The organism is Paraburkholderia sp. BCC1884, assembly GCF_900996225.1.
Taxonomy (GTDB): domain Bacteria; phylum Pseudomonadota; class Gammaproteobacteria; order Burkholderiales; family Burkholderiaceae; genus Paraburkholderia.
Genome location: NZ_CAAJGL010000068.1, coordinates 560,337 through 574,530, shown reverse-complemented (window position 1 = coordinate 574,530; position 14,194 = coordinate 560,337). Strand labels below are relative to the sequence as shown.

Annotated in this window: 13 protein-coding genes; 3 read left to right on the top strand and 10 right to left on the bottom strand. The window is 63.9% G+C overall.

Annotated features, from left to right (window positions below; translation table 11 throughout):
• The gene (locus FQ705_RS09440) at window positions 1–1,341 is read right to left on the bottom strand and encodes a leucine-rich repeat-containing protein kinase family protein (protein WP_144140091.1); all 1,341 of its coding nucleotides are present in this window, start codon (window positions 1,339–1,341) and stop codon (window positions 1–3) included.
• A gap of 172 nt (window positions 1,342–1,513) precedes the next feature.
• On the opposite strand from FQ705_RS09440, the gene FQ705_RS09435 reads away from it, so the two are divergent.
• Entirely contained in the window at window positions 1,514–2,125 is a 612-nt protein-coding gene (locus FQ705_RS09435; protein ID WP_144140088.1) for a methylated-DNA--[protein]-cysteine S-methyltransferase, read from the top strand.
• 52 nt (window positions 2,126–2,177) lie between these two features.
• Here FQ705_RS09435 and FQ705_RS09430 read toward each other — a convergent pair whose 3' ends face one another.
• Window positions 2,178–3,770, bottom strand: a complete 1,593-nt coding sequence (locus FQ705_RS09430; RefSeq protein WP_144140085.1) for an alpha/beta hydrolase family protein — start codon at window positions 3,768–3,770, stop codon at window positions 2,178–2,180.
• Window positions 3,771–3,936: 166 nt separating this feature from the next.
• Window positions 3,937–4,836, bottom strand: coding sequence for a LysR substrate-binding domain-containing protein (locus tag FQ705_RS09425; RefSeq protein ID WP_144140082.1), 900 nt, complete (start codon window positions 4,834–4,836; stop codon window positions 3,937–3,939).
• 185 nt (window positions 4,837–5,021) lie between these two features.
• Here FQ705_RS09425 and FQ705_RS09420 point away from each other — a divergent pair, with 185 nt between their 5' ends.
• Both FQ705_RS09420 and FQ705_RS09415 read left to right on the top strand, forming a co-directional pair.
• Complete coding sequence (locus FQ705_RS09420; protein WP_144140079.1) at window positions 5,022–5,885, top strand: alpha/beta fold hydrolase; 864 nt, start codon at window positions 5,022–5,024, stop codon at window positions 5,883–5,885.
• A gap of 49 nt (window positions 5,886–5,934) precedes the next feature.
• Complete coding sequence (locus FQ705_RS09415; protein WP_144140076.1) at window positions 5,935–6,681, top strand: SDR family NAD(P)-dependent oxidoreductase; 747 nt, start codon at window positions 5,935–5,937, stop codon at window positions 6,679–6,681.
• Between the two features lie 60 nt (window positions 6,682–6,741).
• Here the strand turns inward: FQ705_RS09415 and FQ705_RS09410 are convergent, their stop codons facing one another.
• The 7 genes from FQ705_RS09410 to FQ705_RS09380 all read right to left on the bottom strand — a co-directional run bounded on the left by FQ705_RS09410 (window position 6,742) and on the right by FQ705_RS09380 (window position 14,113).
• On the bottom strand, window positions 6,742–7,449 hold the full coding sequence (locus FQ705_RS09410; RefSeq protein WP_144140074.1) for a dienelactone hydrolase family protein: 708 nt from the start codon (window positions 7,447–7,449) through the stop codon (window positions 6,742–6,744).
• A 103-nt stretch (window positions 7,450–7,552) separates the two neighbouring features.
• Window positions 7,553–7,996: a cyanase gene (gene cynS / locus FQ705_RS09405; protein WP_144140071.1), complete on the bottom strand. Its 444-nt coding sequence runs from the start codon at window positions 7,994–7,996 to the stop codon at window positions 7,553–7,555.
• Between the two features lie 46 nt (window positions 7,997–8,042).
• Window positions 8,043–8,936 carry an alpha/beta hydrolase family protein gene (locus FQ705_RS09400; RefSeq protein WP_144140068.1) on the bottom strand — a complete coding sequence of 298 codons (894 nt, stop codon included), beginning with the start codon at window positions 8,934–8,936 and terminating at the stop codon, window positions 8,043–8,045.
• Window positions 8,937–8,968: 32 nt separating this feature from the next.
• Window positions 8,969–9,964, bottom strand: coding sequence for a porin (locus FQ705_RS09395; protein WP_260854427.1), 996 nt, complete (start codon window positions 9,962–9,964; stop codon window positions 8,969–8,971).
• A gap of 190 nt (window positions 9,965–10,154) precedes the next feature.
• A complete protein-coding gene (locus FQ705_RS09390; protein WP_144140065.1) occupies window positions 10,155–11,723 on the bottom strand; it encodes an amidase in 1,569 nt (522 codons plus the stop codon).
• A gap of 123 nt (window positions 11,724–11,846) precedes the next feature.
• A complete protein-coding gene (locus FQ705_RS09385; RefSeq protein WP_144140062.1) occupies window positions 11,847–13,226 on the bottom strand; it encodes a phospholipase D-like domain-containing protein in 1,380 nt (459 codons plus the stop codon).
• The gene (locus FQ705_RS09380; protein WP_144140060.1) at window positions 13,223–14,113 is read right to left on the bottom strand and encodes a LysR family transcriptional regulator; all 891 of its coding nucleotides are present in this window, start codon (window positions 14,111–14,113) and stop codon (window positions 13,223–13,225) included. Before FQ705_RS09380 ends, FQ705_RS09385 begins: the two co-directional genes overlap by 4 nt.
• Window positions 14,114–14,194: the final 81 nt, after the last annotated feature.

Sequence of the window (14,194 nt, the reverse complement as noted above, 5' to 3'; positions counted from 1 at the left end):
TCAATCGGCCCTCAACGCCGACACACGAGCGACGATGTCATCGAACAAAGGCCGGCTGTCGATCGTCTCGGCGAGGCAATTGTCCTTCAACTCGATCAGTTTCGCTGCGATGGGTGTGTGCGCATCCGGCCAGTCGCATCGGTCGATCAATTCTTCGAGCAGGCAGCCGTACGCCCTGACTTCGAGGCGCTCGAGCGCGGCCGCCGTCTGCGGATGGTTGGCGTCATAAAACGAAGCCGCGCCGAAATCGCCTAACAAGGCACGCCCAAGACCGGCATGCAGAATATTGTGCGCGTACAGATCGCCATGCATGATGCCTTGCCGATGCAAATGACGCGCCGCCGAGGCGATCCCGCAGGCGATGCCCAACACGCTGGCCAGATCGAAGCGCGTGTTCTCGCCATAGATATCACGTGTACATGACGCAAGACTCGGCGGCCCGGCGAGATTCATAAAGTGCGGATCGATCAGCTCCATGACGAGACCGTGCGCATCGGCAGGATGACCTTTCACTTTGCCTGTGACCGGAATCAGGTTGGCGTGATCGCCGGCGCGCATGCAGGCGGCCATTTCGCAGTCCGGCAAGCCGTCGCTCGTCACGGCCCCTTTGAACAGCTTGACGGCGACCGGCCGTGCCGCGCCGCCGTGGCGAGAATCGGCCAGCACCGCCCGATAGATCACACCCGACGCGCCCTCGCCCAATTTCTGCTCGAGCGTCAGATCCTGCCAGGCAATTCCGCCGACGGACGCGTCGGCCAGCGCCACGCTCTCCCGCTGCGCACTGAACGGATTGCCAGCCGATGCCAGCCACGCGAGACGCGGCAGACGCAACAACCAGGGCGGCAGTTGTTCCAGTTGATTCGCGGCGAGCCGCAGCAGTTCGAGCCGCGTACAGGCCGCCAACTCCGGCGGCAGACTACGCAGACGATTGCCCGCCAGCATCAGTTTCTGCAGATGCATACAGTTGCCGATTTCGGCCGGCAGCGTCTCGATCGCGTTGTCGGTGAGAATCAGCCAGCGCAGTGACGGCGGCAAGGCCGCGCCGGGCACCTCCCGAATCCGGTTCGCCTTGAAGCCGACCATGCTCAATTGCGTGCACTGCCCGAGCACGTCGGGCAACACGGTGAACGGATTGTCGGACGCGAACAGAATGCGCAGCCTGCTCAGGCGCGGCAGATCGTCAGGCAGCGAGGACAGCGCATTGCCCGACAGGTCGAGCATTTCCAGCGTCTCTGCCAGCTCGAAAATCTCGCGCGGAAATTCAGTGAGCCCGCAGGCGAGTTTGAGCTGGCGTGCCCCTGCCAGTTGACCGGCCCGCAGTTGTTCAAGTGTCGTCGTCACAGTCGTGGAAAAACGCCGGATGGCGGATTGGGTCGTGGCAAAGGGTTCAATTCTACTGAGTGACGGAACGATCGGGGCCGGCAGGTTTCAAAATGCACCGTATGATGACCGTATCAGTCATTCTTCGTGAAAGAATGGGACCGCACGATCTGGAGCACCAGGAGCACGCTACATGACACACGCTTATAAGTTGATGGATTCGCCCGTTGGTCAGTTGAAACTCGTCGCTAACGGCGAGCGCCTCGCAGCCATTCTGTGGGAGAACGACAAGCCGAACCGGGTGCGTCTCGGCGAGTTGCTCGAAGCGAATGATCGCGCCATCCTGATCGAGACCGAACGACAGTTGAAAGAGTATTTCGCCGGCGCGCGCGATGTGTTCGATCTCGCGCTCGACTTTCAGGGCACCGACTTTCAGAAACAGGTGTGGGCTGCGTTGCTGACCATTCCATTCGGCCAGACGCGCAGTTACGCGGAAATCGCGCGGCAGATCGGCAATGCGAACGCGGTGCGGGCGGTCGGCGCGGCTAACGGCAGAAACCCGATCTCGATCGTCGCGCCATGCCATCGCGTGATCGGCGCATCGGGAGAATTGACGGGGTTTGCGGGCGGCCTCGCGAACAAGATGCTGCTGCTGTCGCTGGAAGCGGGGCAGACGTCGCTGGAAGCATCGGCGGATGCGCAAGCCGGTATGCCGGCGCAAGCGGCACCGGTCGTGCCGCGTAAGAAGCCCGTTGCACGCCATGAGCCGAGCCGTGGCACGCAGGCCTCGTTATTTGGCAACTGAGGCGCGGTAACGCGAGGCGCAAGGAAGCGAACCGCGTAACGCGCGCAGCCCCTCAAAAATTGCCGAAGAAAGCGCGCGCGGCCACCATACAGAACGACGCCACCAGCTCGCCGTGATAGGCCTGCAACACGGCAGAGGCGCCGCCATCGGTCGCCCCGCCCGCTACGGCCTGGCTCGCCAGCGCCGCCTTCGCACCCGCGAAACCCTGCTTGATCGGTGCATACGGATCAGTCGGTCCGGCCACCGGAGCATCCACATCCAGTACGGCGGTCAACCCCGCAGGCACCTTCGCATTCAACCAGTACGCCTGCTCGATGCGTGCGTTGAAAAAGAACACGGTCGGATCCGAGCCGCCGCCGCACAGCAGAACCGGCGCGCGCGGCTGCCAGTTACGCAAGTCGTTACGCTTGAATGCCTGCCGCAGCGGATGCTGCGGACGGGCGGCCGGCATCAGCGCCGCGGTCGTGTTGGGGAACGCGCCATCGGGATTGGCGGCGGCGTCTTCGAGCAAACCCAGCCGGTACACATTGCGCACGAGCTCGGCGTTGCCGAATCCCGCGGCGAACAACGGGATCAGCGCAGGCGGTGCTTGCGCCGGTGACGTGGGCGGCGTCATCGAGGCAAACTGCGGAGCGGGCGGCGTGCTGCTGAAGAGTTGCGTCGATGGCAGTTTGCCGGTGGCGAACAACGTGTCGAGCGGCGTCAAGCTCGGCAGAAGCGTTTCGATACCCGGCGCATATGCGGCCTCGTAGAAGTCGCTGGGCCTGCGATAGATATTCTCGTAAGCATGCTGGTAGCCCGTGACGATGAGTGTCGTGAAGAGCGTCGAGCCGAGGTTCACCTCGCCCTGAATCAGCGCATCGGCTGTCGCGGCCAGCGCGTACGGACCCGACCCCGGCGCCGACGCCGTCACCTTGACGCCGGCCGCCTGCAATGCACGGTGTGTCGCGAGCGCGACGAAGCCGCCTTGCGAATAGCCGGTGACGAACAGCTTGCCGTTCTCACGCGGTCTTTTATCCCGCTGCATATCGCCGATAGTCGCGCGCGCCGCGCGCAGCGAGTCGATTACATCGGCGGATTGCTGGTCGGCATTCAGATAAGGGTGATACGGGAGATCGGAGCCGGCATAGCCTGCGTAGTTGCTCGCCACCACGATATAACCCTGCGCCGCATACATGGTGGCCACGCTGATGCCCTCACCGGCACCGTCGCCGTTGCCGGGATCGGTTTGCGTGATATCCGCGATGTTGTAGTTGCGGTAGGCCGTGGTGCCGTGCGCGTAGATCATCAGGGGACGCGGTCCGCTGCACGTGGACGAACGTCCCGTCGGCAACATCAACGCGCCGCTCGCGTCGGTCGGCTCGCCGGCGCCGCCAATTGTCCGATAACGGAAGTAGACGATCTCGACACCGCAAGCAGGCGCACCGGCAATCTGCGCGAGTTGGCCGAGCGACGCACTCGAAGCGAGCAGCTTCGCAAACGCCGAAGCGCTCAGCCGCAACGAGACATGATGATCGAGAAGTTGTCCTCGACTATTGCAACCTGCATTGCAATCCGGGCCCGACCCGCCGAATGCCACCGCGCCAACGCTCAAAGTGAAGCAACTGAGCAGCCCGAGGGTTGCCGTTCGCATCGTCACTGGCATGTGAGGCTCCGTCTTGTTGGTATTACGACGAGTAAGCGGCCTTACAGAGTGCAGGGAGTATAGGTAAACGAAACGGTACGCCGCCAGTGCTATCGTGCGGGATTTTTGCAGGGGAACACTTCATGAGGATGCCCAGGTTTGCGCGCTTCACTGCGCGCTCCACGGGTCAGCGTGCGGCACTCGCGCCTTGCTTCGCGAGCTCTTCGGCGCGGGAAAGAAACAGCTTCAGCACCGGCGATGTATTCGACCGGCTATAGCCGATCACGAGGTCGACCGTGGGCGCGTCACCTTCGAGCGGCCGGCTGACGACCGACCACGGCAGCAGATTGTTCGCGTACTCCGGCATCAACGCGAGACCTCGCGTGGATGCCACCAGTGACATCGCCATCGCCAGATTGTCGACGTTGTGCTCGGCTGTGATCGTGATGCCGTTGTCCTGCAGATAGCGCTGGATTACCTCGTGCAAAACCCTCGCCTTGTTGGACGCCATGATGAACGTCTCGCCAGCGAAATCCTCGGGCCGAACTGCCGCGCGCTCCGTCAAGGGATGATCGCTGGGCATGAGCACCAGCAGCTTCTCGCTGCTCACCACGTGGTAATCGAGATCGAAACCCGGCTCGGCGCGCAGAAACGCCAGATCGAGCTTGCCGCGCGCAAGCGCATCGGCGAGATCCGGCGAATAGTGGCTCGATACGGTGACGTCGATGTTCGGCAGTTCGTCGCGCAACACCTGCATCGCACGCGGCAGCCAGGTCATTTCCTGACCGGTCAGAAAGCCCAGCGCGAACACCTGCTTCGACGGGCGCGCGGCACGGCGTGCAGCCTCGGTGGCGGCGTCGACTTGCGTTAGGGCGAGGCGGGCATGGTCGAGGAAAGCCTTGCCCGCTGGGGTGAGTTCGACACCACGCGCGCTGCGGCTGAACAGCTCCGCGCCGACTTCGTCTTCCAGATCGCGGATCTGCCGGCTCAGCGAGGGTTGCGAGGTGTGCAGGCGCCGCTCCGCCGCCACGGTGAGACTGCCCGTTTCGGCGACCGCCACGAAATACCGCAGATGTCGAAGCTCCATATACCCTCACGTTAAAAGGCATGCCTCACAGGCATGCCCGTCAGCCTACAAAGTCTTTTTCCTTTGCGCAAGTCCCCACTACATTACCCATCAGGTAGCGACACAAGCGACAACCCGGAGTTTCCCGCCACCTCGCAAAATCGCCGCAATCCATGCCTTCCACCTATATCGCAGAGGAACCGAAAATGACCCAGCCTACCCACCAAACCGCTCCCACCCAGTACGTCGATGCCAACGGCGTGCGCTTCGCGTATCGCCGCTTCGGCAAGACGGGTGGCGTGCCGCTCGTGTTCAACATCCACTTCACCGGCACGATGGACCACTGGGACCCGGCCGTCACCGACGGTCTCGCAAAAGATCGCGAAGTGATCCTTTTCAACAACGCCGGCATTTCGAGCAGTTCAGGCGACGTGCCGGAGTCGATCGAAGAGATGGCGGCCAATGCCGCGGCGTTTATCAAGGCGCTCGGTCTGACGCGCGTCGATGTGCTGGGTTATTCGATGGGCGGCCTCATCGCGCAAACGCTGGCGATCGTCGAGCCGAAGCTGGTGCGCCGTGTCATCCTGGTCGGCACCGGCCCGCGCAGCGGCGAAGCCATGGACTCGCTCACGCCCGAGGCGCAAGAGATTTTCGGTTCGACGTATGCCGAGCCGGATCATCTGTGGCTGCGTGTGCACTTCTCGCCGTCGGACGCCGCCCAGGCTGCCGGACGCCAATTCCTGCAACGCTTTCGCCTGCGCACTGAAGGACGCGATCCGGAAGCCAACGAGAAGGTCGCGCCGGCCCAGCTCGCCGCGCTTGCCAGGTGGGGCGCACCGCGCGAGAACCCGTTCGATTATCTGCAGGACCTCAAGCAGCCGACACTCGTCGTCAACGGCGACCACGACGTGATCATCTATTCGATCAACTCGTGGATCCTGCAGCAGAACCTGCCGAATGCGCAGCTGATCATTTACCCGGATGCGAACCACGGCTCGCTGTTCCAGTACCCGGAGCGCTTCGTTGCGCACGTCACGCAGTTTTTGACCGAAAACAACGCCTCAGCCTGACCACTTGCCCAACGCTCACCCTTTTGATTCAACCTCACGGAGTCTCGCCATGAACAGCCTTACCGGAAAGACCGCGCTCGTCACGGGCGCCTCACGCGGCATCGGCCGCGCCAGCGCTCTCGCCCTTGCCCAGGCGGGCGCACAGGTCCTCGTGCATTACAGCAGCGGAGAGAAAGAGGCCGACGCCGTAGTCGCTGAAATTCGGGCGGCCGGCGGCAACGCCCAGAAAGTCGCTGCGAATCTACGCGACGCGGATGGCCCTCACGCACTCGCCAGACAGGTCCGCGCCGTGATCGGCCAGCGGCTCGACATCCTGGTGGCGAACGCCGGCATTTCGAAGGCGGCAAGTATCGAAGACACGACCGTCGCGGATTTCGACGATCTGTTTGCCGTGAACGTACGCGCCCCGTACTTTCTCGTGCAGCAGTTGCTGCCGGTGATGTGCAAAGGCAGTAGCGTGGTGCTGCTGTCGTCGCTGGCGGCCCGTGCGGCGGTCGGCACGCTGCCGGCTTATGCCGCGACCAAGGGCGCGGTCGATACGCTCGTCAAGCACTTCGCCTCCGCACTCGGCGAACGCGGCATTCGCGTGAACGCAGTTGCGCCGGGGGTGGTGGAAACGGATATGTCGAACTTCACGAAGACCGACGCGGGCCGCGCCGTCACGCTCGGTATGCAGGCGCTCAAGCGTCTGGCGCAACCGGACGACATCGGCGGCGCCGTGGCCTTCCTGGCCTCGGACGCTGCGCGCTGGATCACCGGCGAAACGTTGCACGTGGACGGCGGCTCGAAGCTTTAAAGCCAACGTTGCCACGATTTGCGCCTGGCGCCTGGCGCCTGGCGGCCAGGCGCGAGTCGTTTACTTCCAGAGTGTGCGTCCGTAGAAAGTCAGCGTGCGGTCCCAGGCATCCTGCGACCAGAGCGGATCGAACTGGGTCTTGGCGATGCGGCCCGGACCGACCGCCGTTTCGTTGGCGAATCCATGGTGCGCGAGATAGCGATGGAACTCGAAGTCCACACTCGCGCCGGCCAGTTTTTTCTCCAGCGCATCGACGGTCTCGGCGGGGAAGAATTCGTCTTGCGTGCCCCAGTGAGCGAGCAGCGGCACCTTGATTTTCGATGCGTCGATGTATTCCAGCGGCGGGAAGCCGTACCACACCACGCCGGCCGATACCTCGGGAACATTGCACAGCGCCAGCAAGGTCAGCGCGCCGCCCATGCAATAACCGGACACCGCCACCTTCTGCGCGTACTGCTTCAGGTACTGGACCGCACCGCGCACGTCCTGGGCAGCCGCGTCGCCGAAATCGAGCTCGCTCATCAGATGGCTTGCTTCGGCCTCTTCCACGGTTGTCTTGCCGCGGAACAGATCGGGCACCAGCGCCAGATAACCAGCTCGCGCGAGCCGGTCCGCCACGCCGCGAATCTGCTCGTTCACGCCCCACCACTCCTGAATCACCACGACAGCGGGCGCGCCTTCCAGTTTCTCCGGCTTCGCGAGATAGCCTTGCAGTTGCTGACCATCCGGACGGCTATACGTGATCATGGATCCTGATGCAGGTTTCATCGGTTGCTCCTCGGGGGGTGGACGAAGCGGTAGCATAGCCCTCCGTGATGGAGTCTGCTCAGACGACGCCCCACCGGCCCGTGGCGTACCGCCAGACCCGCGATCAATACGACTTGTAGGGCAGGAATTTGCCGCTCAGCACCACCTTGACCCGGTCGCCGTTGGCGTTGGGTTCACGCTGGATGTCCATGGAAAAGTCGATCGCGCTCATGATGCCGTCGCCGAATTCCTCGTGGATCAGCTCCTTGATGGTGGTCCCATACACGCTCACGATCTCGTACCAGCGATAGATCAGCGGATCGGTCGGCACGGCGCTTTCCAGCGAGCCCTTATACGGAACGATTTGCAGCCAGGCGGTTTCTTCGTCGGTCAGATCGAACAGCTCGCGCGCGACGCCAGCCTGTTTCGCGTCGAGCGTCATCTGCCCGAGCATCGCGGCGGTCGTCCATTCCTTGCTTTTGCCGATTTTCCCGGCGATTTCCGCCCACGTCAGCTTGCTCGCGACCTTCGCGGCGAGGATTTTCTTCGTGACTTCGTTGCGATCCATGATGTCGTCCTTGTTAAGAAGAGTCAGGTCTTGCACGTTGAAGACACTACCTCGCCATAAGTGCGTCGAGTATGTCGGCGTCGAGCACGGGCCAAACCGGCGATGTCGTCGTCGCCTCGTCCAGATGGTCGGCGCCCTCCACGACGCTGGTGCGGGCCCGGTCGCCGCTGGCCCGCGCAAGCGCCTTGAAGGCCTGTGCGATGGCAGGCGGCGCGATAGTGTCGCGCGAGCCGTTGATGCCGATCGTGTCGACGCCGTCGGGCAGCAGCGCGGCCGGCGATGTATCGGCGAATACGTCGGGGCGTGCATTAGTCGGGGCGCCGGTCAATGACGTGGGGTCGATCCGGCACGAACGGCTGATCGTCGACGCATTGCCTTGCAGATCGGGCAACCCGCCCACGCTGATGACCGTCGGGATGTGCAAGGGCGTCGGCTCGAACAGCGCACTGGATTCAGGCAAGCGGGCGCGCGCCGCCGCCCACAGCGCAAGTTGCGCCCCCGCCGAATGTCCGACCGCGACGATACGTTGCAGATCGAGATCGAGTTGCGGAGCCTTGTCGGCGAGCAGATCGACGGCTGCGGCGATGTCCCGATAGGTGCCGGGATAGCCGCCGCCCGCCTCGTCGACACGTCGATACTCGATGTTCCATGTCGCGACGCCCTGGCGCGCGAGCGCCGCGGCCAGCATGCGGAATTGCGCCAGGCCGCCATAGCGGGTCAGCCAGCAGCCGCCGTGGATCAGGATCGCAACCGGAAACGGACCGCGTCCTTCAGGATGGAAAAATTCGACCTTTTGCGAAGGCGCCGTGCCATAGGCAAAGGTGGCCTGCGGATTCGGGCCGCTGATGGCCAGATAGTCCTGAACGTCGATGGGCCATGCCGTCATGGCCACGACTTGCAGGACGACATAAGCCAATAGCTTCGAAAAAAATCCTCGCATGGCTCTCGCGATAGGGGTCATGCCTCGGCCAGCTAGAAGCGCTCGATCACGCCCAACTGCACGCCTTTAACCGGCGCGCCGGGGTAAGCCACCGGCAGACCGGTCACGTTGACGCCGCGCAACGTGAAGCGGGCGTCATCATGATTGGACAGATAAGCCGCGCTGAAATAGAGCAGCAAGCTGCGTGACAGGTTGTATTCGAATGCCGCGCTGAACTGGTCGGCACTGGCGCCGCCCGTGGAATAGTCGCGCACGTACGCATAACCGAGCGACGCCCGCGCCACCGACGAAAAACTGTATTGCGCCGACAGTGCGCCGCCCGCGCCATGATAGAGCGGCGTGCCGCCGTCGCCGTTGAAAAACGCGAGCCACACGCGGAGCTTGTCCACTGCGTAAGTCGCGCCGCCGAGGTTCGCTCGCAGCGCACCCGCGCCGTGTGTCTGCTGGCGCGCGTACAGGAGCCTGAGCGCGTCGATCTGATAGGTGGCGGTGAGGTAGTAGCCGTCGATCCCGTTGCCGTCGTTTTCCGAAGGATCGCGTGTCGCCATCATGACGGTCGCATTGAAACCGTGAATGTCGGGCGACAGATAAGTGATCGCGTTGTTCGCATAAGGCGTGATCTTCGACAGGTTGTTCAGCCCGGACGCGATCGTGCCCGCACCGAACGCATCGAGATCGCCTTTGAAGGGAATATAAAGCGGCGTGTACTGTCGCCCGAAGCGCAGTTCGCCCCACGCGCCCCGCGCGCCGATCCATGCCTGGCGGTTGAATAACACACCGGCGGTCTGAAGCGAGCCATCGACGGAACTGAAACCGTTCTCCAGCGTGAAAACGATATCGGTGCCGTCGCCGATCGGCTCCGCGCCGCGCAGACCGACGCGCGAGCCACGGTAGGCGCCCGAGTCGAGGCGGGATGTCCAGCCGGAACCGGGATTGGTGATTTCGAGGCTGGTGTCGAACACGCCGTAGAGGGCGACAGTGCCGCCGTCTGCCGCCGCCACGCCCCGCGCGCAGAACAGCAGACCCATGCAAAGACCCAACCGGCGCATCGACGCAGCACGGCAGGCGACCCTGCCCCGTGTGCCGGACACATTCGCTTTCTCGACCGAAGTTTTCGCGACGCGGAACAGAGGCAGTCCTCCAGCAACACGTTGAGCAGACGGGCGTAGTCAGCGAAGGGTATCAGTTCAAATAGCCGCCGCGAAATCTCATCGCTTTTTAAGTGCCTATGAGCGAAGGCAAAGCGGTGTGCATCGGATAGCGTGGCGGCCGACGCCATTGAGTCGCCTGCTCGAAGGCGTAACCGAAGGCCAACAGACGCGCTTCGCTCCACGCAGCCCCGACAAACGACAAGCCAACGGGCAAACCGCGCACCTGTCCGGCCGGCACCGTGAGATGCGGGTAGCCGGCCACCGCGGCAGGCGTCGAAAAGCCGCCGCCGGAGTTGTCGCCGTTGACGAAATCGGTAAGCCACGCCGTGCCGCCCGTCGGCGCGACGATCGCATCGAGGCTGTGCCGACGCAGCGCGCGATCCAGGCCTTCGTCACGCGACTGGGTTCGGCACGTCGCCAGTGCGCCCAGATAGGCGTCGCTGTCCAGACCGCCCAACGCCTCGGCCTGAACGAACAGTTCCTGGCCGAAATACGGCTGCTCGAGCGTGCGATGCGCGTCGTTGAACGCAATCACGTCGGCGAGCGTGCGAACCTGCGCGTGAGGCGCGAACGTCTCGAGCCAGCGCGGCAAATCGTGTTTGAATTCGTGCAACAGAACGGACAACTCTTCCTTGTCGTAACCGACGCGCGGCAAATCGATCGGATCGACCACATCGGCGCCAAGCAGCCTGAGTTGCGCGATGGCCAACTCGATCTGTTGATCGACTTCGTCGTGGCCCGTAAAGAACTCGCGCGCCACGCCGATTCTCGCGCCTTTCAGCGCGCCCTTGCCCAGCGCTCGCAGATAGTCACCGGGCGCGGGCGCCGTCGCGGTCTGCGGGTCGCGCGCATCGCTTCCCGCAATGGCCGACAGCAGCAACGCCGCGTCGCGCACCGACGTCGTAATCGGTCCCGCGGTGTCCTGCGAATGGGAAATCGGAACGATGCCGTCGCGACTCACGCGGCCGACGGTCGGCTTGAGTCCGACCAGACCGCAGATCGATGCGGGCGAGACGATCGATCCATCCGTCTCCGTGCCGATTGCCATCGGCACCAGGCCCGCTGCAACCGCCGCTGCGGAGCCCGAACTCGAGCCGCTGGTGTTGCGGTCCAGCCCATAGGGATTGCGCGTCAAGCCGCCGCGCCCGCTCCAGCCGCTCGTCGCACGCGTGGAGCGAATATTCGCCCATTCGCTCAAATTCGTCTTGCCGACGATCACCATGCCTGCCGCGCGCAAGCGGCGCACGAGTTCGGCGTCGCGGGTCGCGTGCACACCGTCGAGGGCGAGCGACCCCGCAGTCGTCGCCATCCGGTCGCCGGTCGCGATGTTGTCCTTGATGGCGACCGGCATGCCATGCAGCGGACCGCGCTGCTTGCCGCGAGCGCGCTCGCTGTCGAGGTTGGCGGCGATTCTCAATGCATCGGGATTCAGTTCGATCATGCTGCGAAGACGCGGGCCATGGCGGTCAAGAGCGTCGATGCGGCTCAATGCATGACGCGTGGCTTGCGTCGCGCTTGCAGCCATGTCCGGCGATGCCGATGTCGATGTCGTTAGTGGCGGCGCGGCGGCCGCGCCTTTTGAGACTAAGCCTGAGGCCAGCAGGCCGAAGGACTTGAAGAATCCGCGTCGTCGCATGGGCGTTTTGTCTGGAGGTGTCGTGTGTCGTTCTATGTTCCGGCACGGTCGGCGTGTCGGCACGTGCAGCCAAAGCTCGCGAGATTACCTCACCAAAATGCGGTCGAAAGCAATCCGTGTCGGCTACATCCCGTACGTCGCCGGATCGAGTGTGAAAGCGAGTCCTTGCCAGTTCGAATCGCCGGCTTGCCAACGCGACGTGTTTTCATCCGCAATGCGGCGATAAAGCTGCAAGGCCTCACGGGCGTCCATGTCGCCGGTGTCCTCTGCAAGATGTTCGAGCAGCAGTTGACAGCGCAACGCGCGCACCCAGTCGGCGTCCCACACCGCTGCGTTCATTTCGCTATGGCCGTTGAGCGAATTCGCGTGCAGGTTGCACGAGCCGAGGGTTGCCCATGCGTCGTCGATCAGCATCAGCTTGGCGTGAACGTACACATGGCTGCGTTCACCGGACGGTGTGCGCCCTGCGATGCCCGCCAGCGTGAAGCTTTCATAGCGGCCGAGCGCCTCGATCCCGGCAAAGAACGCCGCATAGTCGGAAGACTGACGCCAGTGATGAACGTGAATCTCCGGTTCTCCCGGCACGAGACAGACCACCTGCACGCCGCGTTTGAGCGCCTGCTCGAGTTCGTCCGCGATGGTCGCGATGGGCAATGCCTGATTCTCGATGTAGATCGACTGGCGCGCCGCCTTGATCGCGAAGACGTATTGATCGGAGACGGACCGCTCGCCCGCGCCGATGTCGTAGTCGACACCGCCTGGCGTGGCATGACGGTCGCGATAGGAGCCCGCATGAACGTTGCGCTGGATCTGCACGACAGCGCTGCCGCGGGGCGCCGATGGCGCAACCGGAAACGCCAGTGGTTCGTCGCCGCTATGCGCCCATGTGCCGTCCGGCCGATGCCGCTCACTCGCCTCATTCCATCGTTGAACGAAGTTGTGATGCACATCGGTCGCGCACGGCCCGGTGACTTCGCAATAGACGTCGTGACGCTGCCCTTCGCCCGCATGTCCCGGCTCCACTAGCCTGAAAGTCGGATTGATGCCGCCGACAAACGCTGTTTCGGAAGGCTGCCCGGCGTCGATCAGCCACGTCTTCTGATGCTGGCAAAAACGTCCATGGGCACGGTCCCAACGCGCCAGAAAACGCGAGCCGCGCGCACGAAGCAACGCCATGTCGTCGGGCGACCCGGCGAACGCTTGCCCATATCCGCGGCTCTCGGGATTCGGACGCCAGAAGAGCACGCGCACATCCAGCCCTCGCTCGACCGCGCGGTCGAGCACGTCGAGAAAGCTGCCCTGTCCGTCCGGCATCGGGAAGTCAGGCGCGACAAACGTAATGGTGAGCCAGACACTGTGCCGCGCCGCATTGACCGCTTCGCAGATGCGCCGGAACGCCGGGCCGCTATCGATCAGCGCACGCAACCGGTTGCCCGGGCGCACCGGATAGGAACCCGACTCCAACGCGGGCACGAGGTGGCCGCACAGCTGGTTCGCTGTCATGCGGGCCGCCCATCACGCGCCGGCAAGTCCTGCAGCAGGTTCATGAACGCCCTGACCTTGGCGCTCAGCAAGCGCCGCGAGTTATACAGCGCCCAGATTTCGACCGGCGGCCGATCTTCGATACCCCAGCACACCAGACGCCCGGCTGCGACATCGTGCTCGACCAGCAACTTCGGCAACCGCGCTGCGCCCAGGCCTTGCAGCACCGCGTCGCGCACCATCAACAGCGACGACAGCCGCAGCACGGGGCTCGGCGTGAGCGTACGCGTGTCGCCATCTGCGGTGCGCAGCGTCCACGCCGCGTCGGACGACGCGCCGAACATCACGGCGGGCACCGTCGGCGCGGGCATTCCGCTTGCGGCTGCCGGGGGTAACGACAAGGTGGGGGCGGCGACCACGAAGCGCTCGTCGCCGAGAATGCGCCGTCCGATCAGGCGCTCGTCATGCGGCGGGTCGATGCGAATGACGAGGTCGTAGCCCTCCTCGACCGGATCGACGACGCGATCTTCCGCCACCAGTTCGAGTTCGACCTGCGGATAAGCGAGCGCGAAACGCGTGGCGATGGCGCACAGCACGACATGCGAGAAAACAACCGGCGCACTGATGCGCAAGCGGCCACGCGGCACCGGCGCGCGCGACGCCACGGCCTCACCCGCTTCCTGGATTTCCGACATGAGGCCGCGCGTACGTTCATGCAGGACGAGTCCCTCTTCGGTCAACCTCAAGCGCCGCGAACCGCGCTCGATCAGCCGCACGCCGAGTTGCTCTTCCAGCTCCGCCACGCGCCGTGACAGCGTGGCCTTGGGACGATCGAGCGCGCGACTGGCCGGGCCAAAGCCGCCGTGCAGCGCCACCGCATTGAAATCGGCCAGCGACATAAGATCCATGATCGTTCCGAAAATGAGACAAGGCGTCTTCATTTTTGCACTATCTAGCGAAAAGTGGAACGTCTATTGTGTGTCTACGGG